Raw genomic sequence first — 21835 nt, 5'->3', positions numbered from 1 at the left:
GATTTAACCGATGTCATCCGATCTGTGGCGAGCGCTGACCGTCAGCACCGCGATGTCCATTTTCTTGTGTCCCGACGCGCTGGCGCAGTCTGCCCCCGTCCCAGAAACGGAAGCCAGGACGAGCACCAACGAAGAAAATGAAGACAGCCAGGCTCCTGCTGGGGGCACGCAACTCGACACCATTCTTGTCGTAGACGTGGGGGCGGGCGCTAACGCGACGGCCGGCGCCGACCTGATCACTATCGACCAGCAGGAGATCGACCGCAAGAAACCGCAGGATTTGAGGGAGGTGTTCTCCGGTGAACCGCAGATCGCCGTCGGCGGCGCGATACCCAGCACGCAGAAGATCTACGTCAATGGTGTCGATGAAAACAATCTAGCCGTGACTGTCGACGGGTCACGACAGAACAACAAGGTGTTCCACCACAACGGCACATACCTGCTCGACCCGGCGCTGCTGAAGGCCGCGTCGGTGCAGGCAGGCGTCGCGCCGGCCGACGCCGGTCCTGGCGCGCTCGCGGGATCGCTTGGATTCGAGACCAAGGACGCCGTCGATCTGCTCGAATCCGGCCGCAACTTCGGCGGTTTCGCTACCGGCATATGGGACACCAACAGCGGGACATTCACCACCGGCGTGAGCGCCTTCGGCCAGCAGGACGGGTTCGAGTACCTCGGCTACATCAATTACGGCCGTGGCGGCAACTTCACCGCCGGCAACGGCGAGGAGATGCCGGGGACCGGCACCGATCTAATCAGCGGGTTAGCCAAGGTCGCTTACGAGAGTGTCGAGGGCCATCGATTCGAGCTCAGCCACGAGCGGGTCCGCGACGACGCGCTACGCCCCTATCGCGCCAATGTCTATATCAATCGACCGGGCCGGGAACCCGAATTGCGGAACTACGACCTGCGCCGCCAGAACACGGTCTTTACCTATACGGATACGTCGCCGGAAGGCTGGTGGGACCCCAAGATCGTGCTCGCCTATAGCAAAACGCAGATCGCAGCACCTGAATATTTCTTCGACGTTGTGTCGCCCACGGAAGGCGCCACCAGCAGCTTCAACGGGAAAGTGGAGAACCGGTTCGCGCTCGACATCGGCAGCGTCACTGCGGGTTTCGACTTCTACAACGACAGGGCCGATCTGGATTATCTCAACCCGACGGAGCCGTTCTTTACGGACGAGCGCGCCACTAATATCGGCGCCTATGCGCAGGCGCGGCTGGAGCCCTTCGACCGGACCAGGATTTCCTTCGGCGGGCGCGCCGATCACCAATGGTTCACCGGCGTCGACGATTCGGATTGGAACAATGCGGGCCTGAGCGGCAACATTTCGGGCGAGTATGACCTTATGCCGGAGTTCCTGACGGTAAAAGCGGGCACTTCGCATGTTTGGGCCGGCGTACCGCTTGCGGAAAATTACCTGCAGAACCCGCTGTGGACCTATGGCGATGGCCCGGATCCGGTGACCTCTAACAACTATACGGCCGGTCTAGAGGCGCGCTACAATGGCTTCACCTTCGAGGCAAACGTGTTTCGCACCGACATCAACGACGCGCGCCTGCCTGTGTTTGGACGCGGCGCGCCTGTCCCGGAGGTGACGTCGATCCGAACGCTCGATCTCGTTTCCAAGGGCTGGGAAATCGGCGGCCGCTACGATTGGGATGCCGGCTTCGTCAGCCTGAAATACGCCGACATCAATGCCGACGTCGAGGGCGAGCCGGCTGATACGGAGATCGGCCGCTACCTGACGACCCCCCTCGGTCAGATCGTGATGATCGGCGCCGGCTACACATTCGACGATTGGGGCCTCAAAGTCGGTGGCGATCTCGAAATCGCCTTGAAGACCGACAGGACCCTGGTGCGGCATTCGACCGATCCGACAAGCGCAAAGAAGGAACTGCCGGGCTATGAGGTGGTGAACGCCTATCTCGAGTGGACACCACCTTCGAAGCCGAACTTCACGCTGCGCGCCGACGCCCTCAATATCTTCGACGAGACCTACACCGACCGCGCTGCTTACGGGCAGGATTTCGTTGGCGTGGTGCCGCACTACGATCCCGGCCGCTCGTTCCGGCTGAGCGCCACGGCGCGATTCTGATGTTGCAAAAACGCTGGTCGCGGACAATCGCCCCCGCCGGCTGCGAAACGATGTTTGCGTTGGTGCCTTGGATGCTCAAGCGACGCTGGCGCGGATCGGTGCGTCGCGATCGGCCTTGAGGAGATGCATGTTGCGTGCGTCATTGGCCAGAATGTTGAAACAGTCGCCGCCGAACCATTCCAGCGAGGCATCTACCTCCTCGCGCTCGAACACCTCATCCAGGAATTGCAGATAGTCCACCGCACCATCGAAAAGCGCGGTCATGCCCGTCCGCTTTCCGGCCGCGGCATAGACATTTGCCGGCTCGAACACGGCGAGGTCTGCACGCGAGCGTACATTTTTCAGATGATAGTGCCGGATGTGCGGCAACAGCGCGCGATGCGCAGCGACCGGATCGGCGCCACCTTCCCAGACGTGCAAAGTGTCGAAATTGATCCCCAGCGCGGGATGATCGACCTCCTCGAGCAGGCGCTGCGTCGACGCCAGCGTATCAGCAACCGTTCCTGGATGTGTCTCCACCAGGATCTGGCAGCCCTGGTCCTGCGCCATCATGCAGGCATCCTTGAGCCGCGCCGATAGTCGCCAGCGCGCTTCGGGCGAGGTGTCCCGGCTTGCCGACTTGCCGGCGAATGTTCGCACCTTGCCGGCGCCCCAGCGGCCGGCCAGACGGCAGAGATTCGACGTGGCATGACGCAGTGACGTCAGATCCTCATCGAGAGGCAGATAGTCGCTGAGCATCGGCACGGAAAGGCCGAATGCCGCCATCCAGTCGGCGTTGCGGTCGGTCATATGCTGCAAGTTGCGCGCGTGTGCGCCCCACAGCTCTACCCCCTGGAAATCGCTCGCCGCCGCCCATCGCGCGATTTCCTCCAGCGACAGCAGGTGATGGCGGAACGTGATCGTGCAGAGCGACAGTCTCATGCGACGGCGTCCTCCACATCGTGGCGTGGCGCGTGCAGGAGGCCGCGGGTGTCGCACCACAACCGATAGGTGTGGGCGAGACGGCGCTTCAGCGAGCGCTCCATCGCGTCCAGAACATCGAGTTTCTCGAATATCCGTGCCGCCAACGCTTCGTCGCCTATCTGGCTGAGCTTCATGATGGCGTAGTGAAGCGCCTTGAATTCCTGGATCAAGGATTCGATGTCGTCGCAGATCGTGTCGAACTCGGCGTTGGAAAGCTGCAGCGATCGCCAGAAAAAGGCAAAGCCGTGCTCCAGCGCGTATTTGCGGATCGAGATAACTGGCAACTCGCGCAGCGCCGTCGACAACTCGGCCAATTTCAGGCCGTCGCGGCCTTCCAAATGCGCCCGGACGACCTCGCGCGTGGCACGTGTCAAACGATTGTCGTCCTCATGAAAACAGGCAAGGAAATAGTCGCGAAGATCGACGGCGGACGGTTTCCTGATGTCGGCAGCGTCGAAGATGAAGCCGCCGGCAACGGTCGGCTGCATGATTGCTTCGATGACTTTCTGTTTCTCGATCCTGCCTTCCCAGCGGAAATCCGGGTCGAGGACCATCCAAACCGCCGGATCCTCGGTGTGTTCGAGCATCAAATAGTGCGGGAACGGATTCTGGTTGAACTTGTTCTCGCGTTCAGGCAGGTGGAAGAGATCGAGCATCACCATCAGGTACTCGCTCTCCTTTTTGCGCTCCAGAAACTTCAGCATCGTCGCCAGGTTCTCTTCCTTCGTAGCGCCCGGCCGATACCATTGGCGAACCTTGGCGCCATACAGGCGCTCGAACCAATCGCGGAAGAAGTCGTGGTTGATTTCAGACGCGTGATACGCCAGCCGCCAGCTTTTATCGACCGCGAAACCCGCATCCCAGACGCCGAAGAAGAAGGGTCGATGGTCAAGCTGCTTTTGCTTCACCGCGTGACAGACATTGCTGACGAAGCAATGGACCTTGATGTCAACGAAGTCCTCGCCATGCACGCCGATCCGCTCGGCCGCTTCTCTTTCGGCGCGAGCGAGAACAAGCTCTTTTGCGAGCTTCACCAGTGTTCCACTTGGTTCCGACGCCTTGGCGAACAACCGCGCCAGGTCGTCTACCGTGGCCAGATCCTGGCCACTGATCACCGCCTCGGGCAACGCGACGCCGTGGTCGAGTTCAAGAGCCAGCATGGTTTCGAGGACAAGCACGGAGTCGAGATACAGATCCTCGTTCAGCCTGGCTTGCGGCGCGAAGGCATCCATATGCTGGTTGCCGAGCTTGTCGCGCAGGATAGTTCCGATTGCGTCGAGTATTTGACCATAGGTCATCAGGCTGCCTCCGTCCGTACCGGCCCGAATTCGCCCGCACCGTAGCGCGCGGCCACGTCGCGCCTGCTGATCTTCCCGTTCGCTTGGCGCGGGATCTGCTCCACCTGAAGGATTTCAGTTGGCACCTGGTGAGCTGCAAGCCGCTCGGCGCACCATTGCCGAAGCTGCGTCCGGTCGACCGCACGTTCCGCACTGAACAGAAGCGCGACGCGCTCGCCCGCGAATGCATCCTGTTTGCGGAACACGACGGCGTCGCCAATGCCGCCGAACGTCAAGACGACGTCCTCGACTTCCTTCGGATAGACGTTGAGGCCCGAGACGTTGATCAGGTCGTCGAGGCGCGACAGGAAGACCAGCATGCCGTCGTCGCGGCGATAGCCGAGGTCGCGCGTCTCGACCGCCACGCCCTTGCACGCGACGGCAATTTCCTTGGGCTCGCCGGCGGTGCCGGCGTCACGCAACGAGAAGCGCGGCAGCACATGACCGACTTCATTAGCCGCTTGAACATCCGGGTTGATCGCGATGCAGCCGGCCTCCGAGCAGCCGTACTGCTGGAACATGTGCCTGGATTTGGCCCTGATCTGCCTGAACCAGGGTTCGGGTAAGAGGGTACCGGATGTCATCGTTGCGTGGATCTGCTCGCCGCTCGGCAAAAGCCTGGCGAGCGTATGCAAGATGGCCGGCGACGAGATCAGGTAGGGGCGCTCGGTTTCGCGCAGCTTGCGCAGCAGGAATTTGGGGTTCCCGGTGTCCAGTATGGCCGGCGAGTGGCCGCGCTTCAGCGCCACCAGTAGGCCGCAGATCAAGCCATAGGAATGGGTGGTTGGTCCCGCGATCAACGGGGTCATGTCCTGTGGCTCGACAAACGCCGAGGTGTAGCTCTCGATCTCGTCGTCGATGTCGCTCCAGGCGCGCGCAATGCATTTCGGCTCGCCGGTGGTGCCGGAGCTCATCTGCAACAGCTGTCCAGCTTCGCTCGCGCGCTCCTCGCAGATCGGCTCACCTTCCAGCCGGTTGTAGAAAAGCCAATTGCACTTCGCCGTCTCCGCCTGCCGGCGCGCTGCGGCATATGGTGTCGAGGGATGCAGCGGCAGCACGCTGGCACCGGCCGCGCGCGCGGCAAAGAAGAACGCCAGCCAATCCTGCGCCTCGGAGAAACAGACTGCAAAACGGTCGCCTGCGCGCTTGTCGAGTTGCGCCTCAGCCGCCATGCGGTCCGCCGCATGGCGGAAATAGGCCTGATCAAAGACCGTGTCGTTGATTGTGATCATGTTTTCTGTTCCCTTACGCGACTGCAAGGCTGTTTGGGATTTCGTGGGCGCATTCGTTGCCCGGTGGCGAGAGCTTCCGCCGCAGCAGCGATTCCGTGCGGATGCGTGGCTTGAAAAGGCCAAGTGCGGCTTGCCGGTGTGTCAGTCCGAAGTGCCGGCTATGGTCCCGCAATCGCCTGCCGACATCCGACCAGAAGCTGTCTTCGTCGAGCCCGTAACAGTGCCGCAACAGATGCGAGATCTCGGCGAGGTTGTAGACGAACAGGGCGTCCATGCAGAGCTCGCCGAGCAGCTCGGCGCTCTCCATCCAATAGTACTGGTTGGGCGCGGCGTCGCGATAGGCGGGGTTCAAGGCGAGGAAGTCGGGTGCAGCATCGGGATCGCGCAGGAAGCCCGGCACATATTCGACGCTGTCGTGGAAGTCGCGCATTGCCAGCCTCACTGGCCAGCCGTCCCGGTGGATCAGTATCAGGTTCTGGCCATGCGCTTCCGTCGCGATGCCATGGCCGACGAGCAGGTGAAACACCGGCATCACCACCGTATCCACAAGCCTGTCGAGCCAGACGTCCAGCCCGTACTGCTCGATCCAGTTCGCGACGAACGGCCGGCCGTCACTCTCCAAGGCCATCAGCGCGTTGAGAGGCACCGCGGTTTCGCCGGACTTAAGGCTGCTCGTAACGTCCTCTCGCCAAATCGCGGCGATCTGTCCTGCGAGCGGTCCGTCCCGATCTGCGATCGCGCCGGCATATTCGCCGAGGATCGTGAGCGGATAGCGCGCCTCAAACAGCGAATCGCCGGCGACGATGTCCTTCAGCCAGCGGCTGATCGCCGGCGCGCTGCCCACCGAATGCGGTTCGATGATGCGCTTGGCCGACGAGTTGACGAGATTCATCGGCAGTTTGAGATTAGCGCGTCGCGGGTGATCACGATTGAAAAGCGTCCGCACGGATTGGCTGGCGGTGTAGCGATCACCGGCCTCGCCGAGGAATCCGGCGGAGCCCTCCGCCAGCCAGCGCGACAGTTCCGAGCTCTGCAACGCTTTCCATTGCCAAGGGTGCAGCGGCATCAGGCCGAACCGCCTTGCATTGTCGCCGAGTGGGGCACGGCGCTCGTCCAGCAGCGCGTACGTTTCGGCGCCGAGTTCGTGCATCCAGAAAGCCTGCTCGTCCGTGGGAAACGCCGATTGCAGACGTTCGGGCGCGACCGCCAGCCAGGCCAGTTGGAAGGCGTTGCCTGCTTCCGGGCCGTACGCCGCATGGTCGGCGTAATCGAAGCCGGTGCGCGCCTTGAAACACGGATGATAGGGATGGCCCTCATCGATCGCGCTGTCGAGTTGCGCAAATGGGAGATCGCGGCGCGGTCTGCGCCGGAGGTTGCTTTTGTTCCAGGCGCTGAAATCCAGCGTCCGATCCAGTTCGGATGTAAGTTGCGCACGCCGATCGGGGCAGGTGTTTATACTCGCAAGGAGATCGCCGAGCGTCGCCGGCCGCAATGGGCCGCCGCAGCCCCGCACGATCGTTTCGGGGGCGATCCTGACCCGGCCGAAGGCGCCGATCGATCCCTCGCAGTGTATCGAGACGCCGTCGCAGCGCCATTCGAAACGAACTTTCCCGCCGCCTCGCGACACCGCGCAATCGACCAGGCCCTCATAGACCAGGGCTTCCGCGAGCTGGCGCATGACACGCAGCTCGGGGATGCCGTGGAGATCAAGAGGCAATGGCATGTGTCTGCTCCGCGGCCATAAAAAGCCCGACACGGCTCAGTGGATTGGGAAAATGCGTGTAGATGGCGCTGCCGCCCTCGGCCAGCTCATCGACATCCTGCAGCCGGATTGCCAGATTGGCCTTTGCGGTGATGTTCGGCTTGTCCAGCAGGCTGGACGCGAATTCCCGGCCTGCGCCAGTGAGCTCTCCCGCCAGCTTTTTGAGCCGCACTCGCAGGATGCCGAGCAATTCGGCCTCGCGTACCAAGCCGTCATGTCCGGCGCGCGCGATGACCGAGAAGATCTGGTTGACGATGAGGTAGTAGGAGAGCCGCTCGCGAATCTCACGGTCATCGAAGAAGAGGCTGCGGATTTGGACAACCTCCGGCACCAGGCCATACCACCGGGTCCTGAAGCTGTTCGAGAGGTAGAATCCCTGGCTGTCGCGATAAAGGTATCGGCTGGGCAGCCCCTGCTGCGAAAGGTCCAGCAAGCTGTTCTGCTGATGCGCTTCCAGCGCGACGCCGAACCGGTCGTAGAGTCTGACCAGCGGGTCGAGCGCACAGTCGAGATAGCATTCGAACCAGCGACGGCACGCCTGCCGCGCAGAGATATCATGATCACGCGCGACGCGCCGGACGACGTTTTCGAACAACGAGCTGTGCCCGGGACGCGGTTCGGCCGTCAGTGCCGAAACGGTTATCACGCCATCGTCGGCGCGGAACCGGTTTTCGCGGAAGATGACTTCGAAACCGCTCTCGGCCTGTCCGGAAATATCCAGCGTCACGTAGGCGCTGTCATGGAGAAAGCCCAGGCGCGGCTCGAACGTGTCGATCCCGGCGCATTCGAACAGGCGCGCCATCGCAACGCCGGCCTCCAGCTCATGCCGCCTGTTAACGCGCTTGGAATTGGTGATGCGGACGGGCAGCGAAAATTTCGGCATCCAGGCGGCGTCGTCGCTGTAAACCGTGCGTACCGAGGAAGTCGCCGTGAACACCGGCCCTGCCGGACCGAGATACCGGATCTGCCCTGAATCCATGAGCGCGCGCACCGCCGGGTCGAGCATCAATGCTTCCGCCTGCAGCGGATGCATGGGCAGGAGCATTTCGCCGCTGCTGGCGGCAACGTTGCCGGCGTCATTCCCCAGTAATGACCCGACGATCGAGGCCACCGCGATGCCGGCGGAATCCTCGCGGACAAGGTGGGCAGCGGCAGCGAAATAGGTCAGCCGGAAACCGCCGCGCAATTCGGGGGCATAAACATCCTGCTGCCAGTTCGACATGCCTTGCAGGCTCTTGGGCGTCGGATGCAGCGGATGTCCGAAATACAGGGATTGTTCCGCGGCTATAAAGCCGACCAGTGGCGGCGCCCGATCGGCGGCGTCGAGGTAACGTTTTGTCGCCTGACAGCTCTGAAAAATCCGCTCAAGAAGCTCCACATCGGCCTGTCGGTGCGTTGCCGATCCGGCTTCTCTGGCTCCCAGCACAAGCAGATGCACGGCCAGCATCGGCTCTATCTCGTGCCAGTTTGGACCGGCATCCTGGCGCATCCAGATCTGTCCAAAGAGGTGCATTCCGCAAAGCGATCGGGATTTGATTTCGAGACGCAGGACTACGTGCCGCGATGGCAGGGAAATCTCCACGCAATCGAAGTTCCGTTCTCCAATCCGGTGGAACACCGGGTTCCCGGAATTCAACTCACGCAGATAGCTGTTTGCGAAGGCTCGAAACGTTGCCTGTTCAGCTGCAATCTGATTCTTGTCGATCATTCGTTGCGGACGCCATGTCACACAGACGCCGCGCAGGCGTCCTGTGCTGAGTTTCAAAGGTTTTGATGGCGCCGCGCGTGAAGGGCCAGCCTTGCTGCGGCCGCGGCTAAAACTAAACTACGATTCTCATGTTATCCTAGTCAGGTGCGCGGATCAACCTCCGAAGGCGGTCATCTGGGCAATACCACCGGGCTCATCTGGAAAGTCCGATCTCGGCTCGTTCGTTCACCAACACCGGCGCCCCGTCGGCGCTCGTCATTACCAGCCAGTCTGTGAAATATATTTCTGCATGTGAATTTTATTGACACTTGAGCCAACTCCTGCGAATGATCAGCTGCTGGGCCTCGGGAGGAGGTTCGGCCTCATCAACCACAAGCGGCGGCACGTAAATGTCCGACCGCCCATTGACCAGGCTTCGGCCGAGGGAGGACTCTTGCGCAAATTTTTGAGCATGCTCGCCATTTCGGCAGCAGCCACCACTGTGTTGGGGGCAAGCCACGCCGCGGCCCAGGCCGCTAACCCGTTCAAATGCGAGCCGGGTGAAAAATACGTCATGAACGTCATGGTTTCCGGCGTCGAATATTGGTTCCCGGTCTATGAGATGTTCAAGCAGGCCGGACAGCAGTTCGGTTGCGAGACCGAGTACACCGGAACGCCAGAATACGACGTGAACAAGCAGATAGCGACATTCGACCAGGCGCTGGCTCAGAAGCCGGCTGGCATCCTGGTGCATCCGATGAACTCCGATCCATTCATCGAGCCAATCAATCGGGCGATAGACCAGGGAACGGCCGTAGTCACATTCGCCGCAGATTCGCCCAACTCCAAACGAGTATCCTACATCACCTCCGACAACGTCGCCGAAGGCACCTATGCCGCCGATGCAGTCGCCAAGGCGATGGACGGCAAGGGCGAATACGCGGTCCTCGAAAACCCCGGACAGGATAATCACGACAAGCGCATCGCCGCCTTCATCGCCCGCATGGAAGCCAAATGGCCGGATATGAAGCTTGTCGGCCGCGCGGCGTCGAACCAGGATGCGACGAAGGCCTATCAGGCCGTGCTCAGCCTCGCGCAGGCGCATCCCGAACTGGGCGCGGTGTTCATGCCGGAAGCCAACTCGGCAATCGGCGCCGCTCAGGCCGCGAAGGAAGGCGGCGGCAAGATCCGAGTTATGCTGGCCGACGTCAACGCCAAGATCCTCGATATGATCAAGGCCGGCGAAATCTTTGGCTCAGTCAACCCGAACCAGGGCATGCAGGGCTATATGGGGTTCATCCTGCTGTGGCTGGCCAAGCATCCTGAGCTGATCGACCCGATGAACGACGCCCGGCGGTCCGGATTCAATGGCATGGGCGTGCCTTTCGTCGACAACGGCTTTTCCATCGTCACTGCGGAAAATGCCGACGATTTCTATTGGGATGCCTACCTCAAGCGGCGCGGCACCAAGGGCATCGAGGAATAAGGGCTCACCGTCTTCGGGGCTCTTCGAAGATGCTCGATCCGCGACGGGGCGCGCTCGCGCCCCGTCGACCCAACCGTCAACATCAACGCTACAGGGGGACGGAGTGACTGCCGCCGCCATTCTTGAAATCCGCGACATATCGAAATCTTTCGGCGCCATCAAAGCGCTGACCGGGGTCGATTTCACGCTGCAGCGGGGCGAAATTCACGCGCTGTGCGGCGAGAATGGCGCGGGCAAGTCCACGCTGATGAATATCATCGCCGGCATTGTGCAACCCGACGAAGGCGCCATTCGTCTCGAAGGCAAGGACGTGACCATCGCATCGCCATCCGCCGCGCAGCGGCTTGGCATCGGCCTCGTCCATCAGGAAATCGCGCTCTGCCAGGACGCCACGGTCGCCGAGAATATCCTCATGGCGGCCATCAACAATCGGCGCGCGCCCCTGATGAATTTTCGCCGGCTCTACACTGATGCGCAGAAGATAATGGACCTGCTGGCGCCGATCCCGGTCGAGACGCCGGTCGCCGACCTTTCGATTTCCAACCAGCAACTTGTAGAAATCGCCAAGGCGCTGACGCTCGAATGCCGGGTGCTGATGCTCGACGAGCCGACGGCCGCACTGACCGAAACCGAGGCGCAGCGCCTTTTCGCAATCGTCCGCGATCTCAAGGCGCGCGGAATTTCAATTATCTACATCAGCCACCGCATGGCCGAGATCTTCAGCCTGTGCGACCGCGTCACGGTGTTTCGCGACGGCAGATATGTCGCGACCGATTCTATCGCTTCGGTCACTCCCGATGATGTCGTGCGCAAGATGGTCGGGCGCGAAATCACGCAGCTCTATCCGCAAAAGCTCTCGCCTGAACGGCGTACCGACCGCCCTGTGCTGTCGGTCGGGAATCTCTCCTATCGAGAGGGTTCCGACGGCGTCAGCTTCGCGCTTCGTGCGGGCGAAATTCTTGGCATCGGCGGGTTGATTGGCGCGGGCCGCAGCGAGATGGTCCAGACCGTTTGCGGCTTGCGCCCGAAGGTGTCGGGATCGGTCGAACTCAATGGCGAGCCGGTCAGCATCAGGACCTATAGCGATGCCGTGCGCGCAGGCCTGGTCTACCTCTCAGAGGACCGCAAGGCGTCGGGCCTGTTCCTGGACCTGTCGGTTGCATCTAACATCTCCGCGCTGGACCTTCGGAAACTGACCACACCGCTTGGGCTGCTCGATCGCCGCGCCGAGGCAAAGCAAGCCACCGATCTGGTCGAGGGCCACGGTGTACGCATGGGCGGCATCGAGGCACAGGTGTCGACGCTTAGCGGTGGCAATCAGCAGAAGGTCGCCATCGCCAGGCTTCTGTCGGTTGGCCCCAAAGTGGTCATTCTGGACGAGCCCACACGCGGGGTCGATGTCGGCGCGAAAGTGGAAATTCATCGCCTGCTTCGCGATCTCGCCGAGCGGGGCGTCGGCGTCATCGTGATTTCATCCGAGCTTCCGGAATTAATCGGGCTCAGCGACCGTGTGCTTGTCATACACGAAGGTGCCATCGCCGGCGAACTGGGCGCGGACGAATTGACCGAAGAGGCAATCATGCTGCTGGCTTCGGGTCTCCGGCAGCAACGATCAAATGCAAGGCAGGTTCAGAATGTCGCTTAGACAGACCGGAGGAACCCTCATGGACGCTGAATTCAAGGCGAGCGCCCCCGGGCTTGGCGGGCGCAACTGGTTGCGTCTTGGGTCAATGCGCGAGGCGGGGCTGATCGCAATCATGCTGGCGCTGTGCATCGCCATGACATTCGCTTCGCCGCATTTCCTGACTTGGGGAAATATCCGCGCCATGCTGATGAGCTTCTCCATCGAAGGCATCGTCGTGGTCGGCATGACGATACTTCTCATTGTCGGCGGCATCGACCTGTCCGTCGGGTCGGTGGTCTGCTTCTCCATGGTCGTGTCAGGCGCTCTCTTCCTGATGGGTCTGGACCCGTGGACCGCGAGCCTAATCGGGATAGGCGCCAGCGCGCTGATCGGCGCGGCGATGGGCTTCTTCGTGACCGTCATCGGACTCAATCACTTCATCACATCGCTGGCAGCGATGGTGATCGTGCGCGGTCTTTGCCTTGTCATCACCAAGGGAACCCCGCTGTCGTTGTTCACCCTGCCCCCGGGGTTCAAAGCGATCGGCCAGGGCAGCTTCGGCAATGTGCCTTATGTCATTGTCATCTTTGTTGTGGTCGTAGCCATCTTCGATTTCCTGCTTCGGCGTGCCACCGCCTTCCGCAAGGTCTTCTATACCGCCAGCAACGAGAAGGCGGCCCAATTTTCGGGCATCAAGACCAAGCAGGTTAAATTCTGGGTCACGGTTCTCTGCTCGACCCTGGCGGGCTTTGCCGGCGTCATCTACATGTCGCGCTTTGGCGCTGCGACCCCGACCTTCGGCGCTGGCATGGAGCTCAACATCATCGCCGCGGCGGTGATTGGCGGGGCATCGCTCAATGGCGGCTCGGGCACCATTTTCGGCGCCATACTGGGCATGGCGCTGCTCTCGGTCGTCACAAGTTCGCTGATCCTGCTCGACGTCTCCGTCTATTGGCAGGACATGATCAAGGGATGCATCCTGCTCGCGGCAGTATCGATCGACCACTTCCTGCATCGCAGGAAATCCTGAGCAGCAGCGCGAGAGTTGAGCATCCAATCATGTCACCAACCAATTCGCGGGACGACATCACGATCGTCCGCCAGATGTATCAGGCGCTTGTGCTTCATTACATGGAAGCCAAGACGCAAGCTGAAATCGCCAAGGAGCTCGGCATCTCGCATGCGACCGTCAACCGGCTGATCAAGCGCGGTCATCAACTCGGGCTTGTCGAGATCAAGATCAAGTCGCCGGTCGAGCAACTGGTCGACATCGAGGCGCGACTGGTCGCGATAGGTGGACTCCAAAGGGCCGTCGTCGTCCCTTCCGTTTCGGACAATCCGCAGACTGCGCTCCAGCGCGTCGGCGAGGCCGCGGCCAGGCTGGTGCTCGAGACGATCAAGGACGGCGACACGATTTCCATTACCGGGGGCAAAGGGGTGAGTGCCGTCGTCGCTGGCCTCAAGCCGAGCCGCAGCTACGACGTCGAGGTTGTTCCCGCGACCGGCCTGGTCCAGGGCAAGCATTACACCGACGTCAATCATGTCGCGTCTCTGATGGCCGACAGACTCGGCGGCCGCGCTTATCAGATTCACGCGCCGCTGTTTGCCGACAGCCCGGCCCAACGTGACATGCTGATGGGCGTCCGGGCCGTTTCGGATGTCTTCAACAAGGCGCGCGAAGCAACGCTTGCGGTCGTCGGCATCGGCTCCATCCTGACCGACGATTCGAGCTACTACGATCTGCACCCGTCCTCAAGCGCCGACCGGCTGGCCATCGAGCGCTCGGGCGCGGCGGGCGAGCTGCTCGCCCATCTCATAGACGGCAGCGGCAAGCTCGCGGACTACCGCCTCAACCACTCACTCGTTTCGCTGACGCTCGAGGAATTCGCGACCATTCCGCAGTCGATCGGGGTCGCAAGCGGCGCAAGCAAGGTGGTCCCGATCCTCAGTGCCATGCGCGGCTCTCACCTCGATACCCTCGTCACCGACGAAACCACCGGCTTGAAGATCCTCGAGCTCGCTGAAGGAAATGCAGCATGAATTCTCGACAAATCACCCGTCGCGTCGGCAAGTCCGGCGTTGTCACGTCGGCAGTAGGGCTCGGAACCTGGGCTATCGGCGGCTGGATGTGGGGTGGCACGGATGAAGCTGAATCGATCGCTGCAATCCAGGCGTCCATCGATGCCGGCGTCTCGTTGATCGACACCGCGCCGGCTTACGGTCTCGGCCGCAGCGAGGAGATCGTCGGCAAGGCCATCAAGGGCCGGCGCGACCGCGCCGTCATCGCCACCAAATGTGGCCTGAACTGGCATTCGAAAAAGGGCAATCACTTCTTCGATCAGGACGGAAAGCCGGTGAACCGATATCTGGGCGCCGATGGCATCGCTCATGAAGTGGAGCAGAGCCTGAGGCGGCTCGGCACCGATTATATCGATCTCTACATCACCCATTGGCAGGACCCGACGACCCCCATTGCCGAGACAATGGAAGCGCTCGAACGCCTCAAATCAGCTGGCAAGATCCGCGCCATCGGCGCAAGCAATCTCAACACCGCCGAGTTGCGGCAGTATGTAGGAGCTGGCCAGCTCGACGCGATCCAGGAAAGGTATTCGATGCTGGATCGCGAGATTGAGCAGACATTGCTGCCGATCGCGCGCCAGCATCAAGTTGCTGCGCTCAGTTACTCGTCGCTTGCGCTCGGCCTGCTTTCGGGCGCGATCGATCCGGCGCGTGAGTTCAGCGGCGACGACCAGCGCAAAAGCAATCCGCGCTTCTCTCAGGCCAACCGGCGCAAGGTAGCCGCTTTGAAACATGCCCTGGCCCCGGTCGCGGAGGTCCACCAGGCAAGCATGGCGCAGATCGTGATCGCCTGGACGCTAGCCCAGCCCGGCATCACCTTCGCGTTGTGTGGAGCGCGAAGCGCGGCGCAGGCGCGCGACAACGCCAGGGCAGGGGAGATTTCGCTGAGCGCTGCGGAACTGGCGGCCGTCGATGCGGCGGTGGCCGTGAATCTCGTGGCGATAGATGCGTGATCGAAAGCGCATCTTGACATGAATCGCATCCAGACGATCGCCGGCTTGCGCGAGAACCCCGATGTCGACGTGCTCGTCATAGGCGGCGGCATTAACGGCATCAGCGTGTTTCGCGAACTCGCTTTGCAGGGCGTTGATGTGCTGCTCGCGGAACAGGGCGATTATTGTTCCGGCGCCAGCGCGGCCCTTTCGCGCATGGTTCATGGCGGCTTGCGCTATCTTGAAAACGGCGAGTTCAAGCTGGTCCGCGAATCTCTGCTCGAACGCGATCGGCTGTTGAAGAACGCGCCGCACTACGTTGCGCCACTGCCAACCACGGTGCCTATCTTCGACCTGTTCTCAGGCATCGCAAATGGCGCATTTCGTTTCCTTGGGCTAACCCGTCGTCCGGGCCGGCGCGGCGCTTTGGTCATCAAGACCGGCCTGGCGATGTATGATTTCTTCACCGCCGCACGGCGTATCGTCCCGACGCATAAATTCAGGAGCCGAGCCGAAACACTCAAGGTCTGGCCTGCAATCAATCCTGCTATTCGCAATTCGGCGACATACTATGATGCCTGGGTCAGCCACCCCGAGCGGTTGGGGACCGAGATGCTGCGCGACACCATGAAGCAAAAGCCGTCCGCTCGAGCGCTCAACTATGCACGAATATCGCTCGATGACGCGACCCTGGTGCTTAATGACCGACTTTCCGGCGAAACGGTAGCCGTGAAGCCGCGGCTTGTGGTCAATGCCACAGGCGGCTGGATCGACCTGACCAATTCGGCGATCGGAGCCGTTGCGCCGAAGCTTATAGGCGGCACCAAAGGTTCGCATCTGATCGTCGACAATCGCGAACTTCATGACGCGCTCGACGGTCACATGATCTATTACGAGAACGAGGACGGCCGGATCTGCATCCTGTTCCCCTATCTCGGCAACGTGCTGGTCGGCTCGACGGACATCCGTGTCGACGATCCCGACCAGGCGCGCTGCGTGGATGACGAGCGGCAATACATCCTGCAGTCCCTGTCATTCGTGTTTCCCGGGATCGAGATCACTGATTCCGACATCGTCTTTCATTTCACCGGGGTGAGGCCGCTGCCGATAACCCAAGACAGTTTTACCGGGCGCATTCCCCGCGATCATTTCTGCGAATTGGTTGAGGGCGCCGGTATACTGCCGCCGACGCTCTGCATGATCGGCGGGAAATGGACCACCTTCCGATCGTTCGGCGAACTGGCAGCAGATATCGTGCTCGAGCGATTGCACCGTCAGCGCGTCGTCGGCACCGAAAACATGCCGATCGGCGGCGGCCGGGATTTTCCCACTGCCCCTGCAAAATGGTGCGCAGAACGCGCGGCGACGCACGGCCTGTCGCTTGACCGCATGCGCAGCCTCTTCGAGCGCTACGGAACCGCGGCGGATGCCTTCGCCGCCTATATGGCAGCGGGACATGACGAGCTCTTGCCCGGCAGCGACTACTCGGCCCGGGAGATTCGATATCTCATCGCCAACGAATATGTCGAGCAGCTGGAGGACCTGCTGCTTCGCCGCACGACAATCGCCATCACCGGTGCTCTCTCGGCCGACCTTCTCGATGCGGTTCTCGATATTCTCGCTGTCGAAAAGAACTGGGACGCCGCGCGCAAGGCATTCGAGCGCACCGATTTCCTTGCCCTGTTGCAACACCGGCACGGCGTCGATCTCGACCAGCTATCCCAAAAAGACCAAGGAAGGAGCGCCGAATGCGCATCAACAAGAAAGTCCGCATGAACCGGTTGTTCGGGGGAGCGCGCTGTCTCGACGTCGCAATCGACCATGGCGTGTGCAACGAGCCGTCGTTTCTGGAAGGGCTCGAGGATATGGCCGGCGTCGTCGCCCAGCTGGTTGCCGCGGGACCGGACGCCATTCAGATGAATTATGGCCAGGCCGATCTGCTGCAGTCCTTGCCTGGCAAGGACAAGCCGGCATTGGTCATGCGCATAGACATGGGCAATCCATATAACAAAACCCGCCATCGCTCGATGTGGGCCATCCTGCAGAACGAAGCCGAGCCACTGATCGGCGCGCTGGAGATGGACGCCGCCTGCGTGGTCGTCAATCTATTCATGCTGCCCGATGAACCGGACCTGTTCCGGCAATGCGTCCACAACATTGCCCGCGTTCGCGCCGACTGCGAAAGATATGGCCTGCCGCTGATGATCGAGCCGCTGGCAATGCTGCCCAACTCGGAGCGCGGGGGCTACATGGTCGACGGCGACCCAGAAAAGATCGTCACCCTGACCCGGCTCGCAGGCGAGATGGGCGCCGACATCATCAAGGCGGACCCGACCACCGATCCGAACGACTTCCACCGGGTCGTGGCGGCGGCCCGCTGTCCTGTGCTGGTACGCGGTGGGGGCAGGGAGGATTTGCGCGCCGTCTTCGACAAGTCGGCGGCGCTGATGGCGCAGGGCGCGGCAGGCATGGTCTATGGCCGCAACATATACCAGCATTCCAACCCTCGCGCCGTCGTGAGAGGATTGATGGCGATCATCCATGAGAATGCCGACGGTGCGGCGGCCTGGGAGCTCTACCAACAAGAATAATCTTTGCAGCTTGGGAGGAGCTTCAATGCAGCGATACATTCTTGGTCTTGATGCGGGCAATACCGTCATCAAGGCCATCATCTTCGACACCGCAGGTCGCGAACTGGCGCTAGCCACTCGCGACGGCCGCTCCTGCATGCCAAAGCCTGGCCATGTCGAGCGGGACCTCGGCGAATTGTGGCGCAACGCCGTCGAGGTCATCCGCCAATGCCTCGACCAATCGGGCATCGACGCTGGCGATATTGCGGTGATCGGCTGCGCCGGCCACGGCAACGGGCTCTACGCGCTGGGCCGCGGCGGCGACCCGCTGCTCGGCATCCAGTCGCTCGACACGCGCGGCGTCGGCATCGTCAGCGAGTGGGCGGCCGCAGGCGTTGGCGACCGGACCTATGTCCACTGCCTGCAACGGCCCTGGGCGGCGCAGACGCCGACTCTGCTGGCGTGGCTCAAGCGCCATGATCCGGCACTTTTTGCCAAGATAGGCACCGTCTTCCTGTGCAAGGATTTTATCGTCAACCGCCTCACCGGCGCACGCTCGACCGACACTTCGGACATGTCGGGCTGCGGGCTTTTGCACATGCCTGGCCGACGCTACGCGGCTGAGTTGCTGGCAGCCTATGGTCTCGACGATTGCATGGAATTGCTGCCGGACGTGCTGGAAGCCTCCGACATCGCGGGCCATGTCACGCGCGATGTCGCCGCTGCCACCGGCCTTCTTGCGGGCACGCCTGTGGTGGCCGGCCTGTTCGACGTCGTCGCCAGCGCCATCGGTTCGGGCGTCACCAGCACCGGCGCCGCCTCGATCATTGCCGGCACCTGGAGCATCAACCAAGTTATCACCCAGGAGCCGATCCGCGATCCGTCGATCTTCATGCTGTCGACGTTCGATCCGCTGCGCTACCTTGCCATCGAATCGAGCGCCACTTCGGCCGCAAATCTCGAATGGATCGTCCGTGAGTTCTTCGAGCATGCGCCGCCGGCTGGCGCATCGCCATTCGAGATCTGCAGCGAGCTCGTTGCTTCCGTCGGTCCCGCGGGAGACATGCCGATCTACCACCCATTCCTTTACGGCTCGCAGCAGAATGGCAAGGCGCGTGCAGGTTTCTACGGCATCGCCGGCTGGCATACGCGGGCGCATATGCTGCGCGCACTGTTCGAGGGGGTCGTCTTCGAACACCGGCGCCATGTCGAGACGCTGCGCCGAGCGGGAGCGACCGTCAGCCAGGCGGTTCTTTCGGGCGGCGGCTCGCGCAGCGCCATTTGGCCGCAGATATTCGCCGATGTGCTGGACGTCCCGGTGACGGTAGCGCGCAGCCGCGAGACTGGTGCGCTGGGAGCTGCAATTGCAGCCGGGACAGGCGTCGGCCTGTTTGCCGACTTCTCTTCAGGCGCGGCCGCGATGACCGCGCCCGACCGCTGCTACCAGCCCAATAGCGAGATCGCACCGGTCTATGAGCAGCGCTATCGCCTGTATGGCGAAATCAACCAGGCCATGGGTCCGCTATGGGACAGGATGGCAAGCGAACGGATGTCCGATTGACACAGACCGCTGCCGATTTTGGACAATACGACTTCATCATCGTTGGCGCAGGTTCAGCCGGCTGCGTGCTGGCCAACAGACTGTCGGCCAATCCAGCCATGCGCGTGCTGCTTCTGGAGGCCGGCGGCAGCGACCGCTATCACTGGGTCGACATTCCCATCGGCTATCTCTACTGCATGGGCAACCCGCGCACGGATTGGCTGATGAAGACCGAGCCGGAAGCCGGCCTGAACGGTCGTGCGCTCACCTATCCGCGCGGCAAGCTTCTGGGCGGCTGCTCGTCGATCAACGGCATGATCTACATGCGAGGCCAGGCGGCCGACTATGACGGCTGGCGGCAAGCCGGAAATCTTGGCTGGGGCTGGGATGACGTGCTTCCGTATTTCCGCAAGTCCGAGGACCATTTTGGCGGCGCCAACGACCTTCATGGCGCCGGTGGCGAATGGCGCGTCGAGCGCCAGCGCCTGTCCTGGCCAATCCTGGATGCGTTCCGCGATGCTGCCGAGGAACTCGGCATCCCCCGGACGGAGGATTTCAATGGCGGGACCAACGAGGGGTCGGGGTATTTCGAGGTCAACCAGCGGAAGGGCGTGCGCTGGAATACCTCGAAAGCGTTCCTGCGCAGCGTGCTGCGGCGGCCGAATTTGCGCGTCGTGACCGGCGCCGAGACCGAGAAGCTAAATTTCGATGGAGCTTGCGTCACTGGTGTTATTTTCCGAATGGGCGGTCAACTGCATCGTGCGCGGGCAGGCGAAACGATACTTGCCGCTGGCGCGATCAATTCCCCGAAGCTGCTCGAGCTTTCCGGCGTCGGCCGACCTGCCGTGCTTGGCGCAGCAGGAATCCCGGTTCGCCACGCGCTGGAAGGCGTCGGCGAGAACCTGCAGGATCATCTGCAGATCCGCACAGTCTTCAAGGTCGCCAATGCCTCGACGCTGAACCAGCGCTACCACAATCTGTTCAGCCGCGCGGCCATGGGCGTCGAATACGCTATTCGTCGCACCGGACCGCTGTCGATGGCGCCCAGCCAGCTTGGCATCTTCGCCAGAAGCCACCCACGCCTGGAAACGCCCGATCTCGAATACCATGTCCAGCCGTTGAGCACCGACCGGCTGGGCGAGCCGCTGCATCGCTTCCCCGCGGTCACGGTTTCGGTCTGCAACCTCAGACCGGAAAGCCGCGGCACCGTCCACATAGAGGCACCCGATCCGCCGAGTGCCCCGAAGATCCGGCCGAACTATTTGTCTACCGAGGGAGACAGGACCGTCGCCGTAGCCTCGCTTCGCCATGTCCGCCGCTTGATGAAGGCGCGCGCCGTTGCCCGTTTCGCGCCTGAGGAAATGCTGCCCGGTGCACAATATGAAAGCGACGAAGATCTCGTCCGCAAGGCCGGCGATATCGGCACTACGATTTTCCACCCGGTCGGCACCTGCAAGATGGGCACAGGCTCGATGGCGGTGGTCGACGGCCGGCTGCGGGTGCACGGCATTTCTGGCCTGCGCGTCGTCGACGCTTCGATTATGCCGACGATCGTTTCCGGCAACACCAACTCTCCAGCGGTGATGATCGCGGAGAAGGCATCGGAAATGATCTTGCAGGACGCCAGTCAGAAGAAATAATACTCGGTGGCGCATCTGAGCTGACCGCAGATCGGCAGCTATTCGCAGTCGTGCCGCCGCCCGCGCCATCCCAACGCCGGCAGCGCCGAGGAGTCTACTGCGGCTTTGTCGCGCAGATCGCGAAGCGATGTTGAGTGACGCGTTCGAGCGCCTTGGGCCAACTCATCTGTCGAGACTGAGCGCGATGGATCGCGCCCAGTTTCCAGTCGACGACAGGCTGCTCCAACCCGGCTTCGGCCAGCAAGCGCGCTATCTCTTCCGCCCGTGCGCCGCCCGAGAAATAGATACGAGCAAGAATGCTCTGATGGCGTCTGGCCATGGAGGCGCCGTCATTGTCCGAGACCCGGGACTTGCCGGCCGTGAGCTTCTCCCAAAGTTCCCGCAAACCCATCGCCCAGTTGCGGCTGACGAAATCGCCGTCGATGATCAGCAGCTTGCCGCCGGGCTTCAGCAGCGAGAACCATTCGGCAAAGGCCGTCTTCGGATCCACCAACGTCCAGACCAGGTGACGGGTGACGATCACATCGTAGCTCCCCCTGTCCTCGAGCGTCCGTTCAGCATCCCCCAGGATGAAGCGGATATCGGCACCGCGTTTTTGTGCCTTGGCGCGCGCCTTGGCAAGCATGGCTTCCGACCAGTCGAGGCCTGTCACCACAAAGGCTAGATCGTGCATCAGATGCGAAATGACGCCTGTCCCACAGGCAAGATCCAGAGCCGCCCGCCCGGCGCCAGGCCCAAGGTGCCTGCTTATGAGCGCATGCCAGGCAGCGCGCTCGCGCTCGGAAAAAATCTCGTGGCCGACCTGCAGGTCGAACGTCTCGGCGCGATCGGACCAATAGTCCCGAATTTCGTCGCGCAGCGAATAGTTTGCGTGAGCCGTCATTG

General features: G+C 61.9%; 16 protein-coding genes. 10 read left to right on the top strand and 6 right to left on the bottom strand.

Annotated features, from left to right (window positions below):
• Positions 1–10: 10 nt before the first annotated feature.
• Positions 11–2098 carry a TonB-dependent receptor gene (locus A9K68_RS24775; RefSeq protein WP_065007916.1) on the top strand — a complete coding sequence of 696 codons (2088 nt, stop codon included), beginning with the start codon at positions 11–13 and terminating at the stop codon, positions 2096–2098.
• A 75-nt stretch (positions 2099–2173) separates the two neighbouring features.
• Here the strand turns inward: A9K68_RS24775 and A9K68_RS24770 are convergent, their stop codons facing one another.
• From A9K68_RS24770 to A9K68_RS24750, 5 genes are read right to left on the bottom strand one after another with little or no spacing between them, the layout of a single operon-like run.
• Entirely contained in the window at positions 2174–3019 is an 846-nt protein-coding gene (locus A9K68_RS24770) for a sugar phosphate isomerase/epimerase (RefSeq protein ID WP_065007915.1), read from the bottom strand.
• Positions 3016–4359, bottom strand: coding sequence for a DUF6005 family protein (locus tag A9K68_RS24765; protein WP_065007914.1), 1344 nt, complete (start codon positions 4357–4359; stop codon positions 3016–3018). Before A9K68_RS24765 ends, A9K68_RS24770 begins: the two co-directional genes overlap by 4 nt.
• Positions 4359–5630 carry an AMP-binding protein gene (locus tag A9K68_RS24760; RefSeq protein ID WP_065007913.1) on the bottom strand — a complete coding sequence of 424 codons (1272 nt, stop codon included), beginning with the start codon at positions 5628–5630 and terminating at the stop codon, positions 4359–4361. Before A9K68_RS24760 ends, A9K68_RS24765 begins: the two co-directional genes overlap by 1 nt.
• A 13-nt stretch (positions 5631–5643) precedes the next feature.
• Entirely contained in the window at positions 5644–7353 is a 1710-nt protein-coding gene (locus A9K68_RS24755; protein ID WP_065007912.1) for an IucA/IucC family protein, read from the bottom strand.
• Positions 7337–9100 (bottom strand): IucA/IucC family protein, encoded by a 1764-nt coding sequence (locus A9K68_RS24750; protein ID WP_065007911.1) that lies wholly within the window; start codon positions 9098–9100, stop codon positions 7337–7339. Before A9K68_RS24750 ends, A9K68_RS24755 begins: the two co-directional genes overlap by 17 nt.
• Positions 9101–9533: 433 nt before the next feature.
• Here A9K68_RS24750 and A9K68_RS24745 point away from each other — a divergent pair, with 433 nt between their 5' ends.
• The 9 genes from A9K68_RS24745 to A9K68_RS24705 all read left to right on the top strand — a co-directional run bounded on the left by A9K68_RS24745 (position 9534) and on the right by A9K68_RS24705 (position 20950).
• A complete protein-coding gene (locus A9K68_RS24745) occupies positions 9534–10565 on the top strand; it encodes a substrate-binding domain-containing protein (protein WP_065007951.1) in 1032 nt (343 codons plus the stop codon).
• Between the two features lie 103 nt (positions 10566–10668).
• Positions 10669–12210 (top strand): sugar ABC transporter ATP-binding protein, encoded by a 1542-nt coding sequence (locus A9K68_RS24740; RefSeq protein ID WP_065007910.1) that lies wholly within the window; start codon positions 10669–10671, stop codon positions 12208–12210.
• A gap of 19 nt (positions 12211–12229) precedes the next feature.
• Complete coding sequence (locus A9K68_RS24735) at positions 12230–13219, top strand: ABC transporter permease (RefSeq protein ID WP_065007909.1); 990 nt, start codon at positions 12230–12232, stop codon at positions 13217–13219.
• Between the two features lie 29 nt (positions 13220–13248).
• Entirely contained in the window at positions 13249–14229 is a 981-nt protein-coding gene (locus A9K68_RS24730) for a sugar-binding transcriptional regulator (protein WP_065007908.1), read from the top strand.
• Positions 14226–15221 (top strand): aldo/keto reductase, encoded by a 996-nt coding sequence (locus A9K68_RS24725; protein ID WP_065007907.1) that lies wholly within the window; start codon positions 14226–14228, stop codon positions 15219–15221. The genes A9K68_RS24730 and A9K68_RS24725 overlap by 4 nt, the downstream gene beginning before the upstream one ends.
• 18 nt (positions 15222–15239) lie before the next feature.
• Positions 15240–16976 carry a glycerol-3-phosphate dehydrogenase/oxidase gene (locus tag A9K68_RS24720; RefSeq protein ID WP_065007906.1) on the top strand — a complete coding sequence of 579 codons (1737 nt, stop codon included), beginning with the start codon at positions 15240–15242 and terminating at the stop codon, positions 16974–16976.
• A complete protein-coding gene (locus A9K68_RS24715) occupies positions 16949–17791 on the top strand; it encodes a class I fructose-bisphosphate aldolase (RefSeq protein WP_065007905.1) in 843 nt (280 codons plus the stop codon). Before A9K68_RS24720 ends, A9K68_RS24715 begins: the two co-directional genes overlap by 28 nt.
• A gap of 25 nt (positions 17792–17816) precedes the next feature.
• Positions 17817–19331, top strand: coding sequence for an FGGY-family carbohydrate kinase (locus tag A9K68_RS24710; protein WP_065007904.1), 1515 nt, complete (start codon positions 17817–17819; stop codon positions 19329–19331).
• A complete protein-coding gene (locus tag A9K68_RS24705) occupies positions 19328–20950 on the top strand; it encodes a GMC family oxidoreductase N-terminal domain-containing protein (protein ID WP_082982339.1) in 1623 nt (540 codons plus the stop codon). The genes A9K68_RS24710 and A9K68_RS24705 overlap by 4 nt, the downstream gene beginning before the upstream one ends.
• A 94-nt stretch (positions 20951–21044) precedes the next feature.
• On the opposite strand, the gene A9K68_RS24700 is transcribed toward A9K68_RS24705, so the two are convergent.
• A complete protein-coding gene (locus tag A9K68_RS24700; protein ID WP_065007902.1) occupies positions 21045–21833 on the bottom strand; it encodes a class I SAM-dependent methyltransferase in 789 nt (262 codons plus the stop codon).
• Positions 21834–21835 lie beyond the last annotated feature (2 nt).

Origin of the sequence: Mesorhizobium sp. AA22, from assembly GCF_001672375.2 — a bacterium.
GTDB classification, from domain to species: domain Bacteria; phylum Pseudomonadota; class Alphaproteobacteria; order Rhizobiales; family Rhizobiaceae; genus Mesorhizobium; species Mesorhizobium wenxiniae.
The sequence above is the reverse complement of the archived record's forward strand: the minus strand, read 5'-3'. Positions and strand labels throughout refer to the sequence as shown.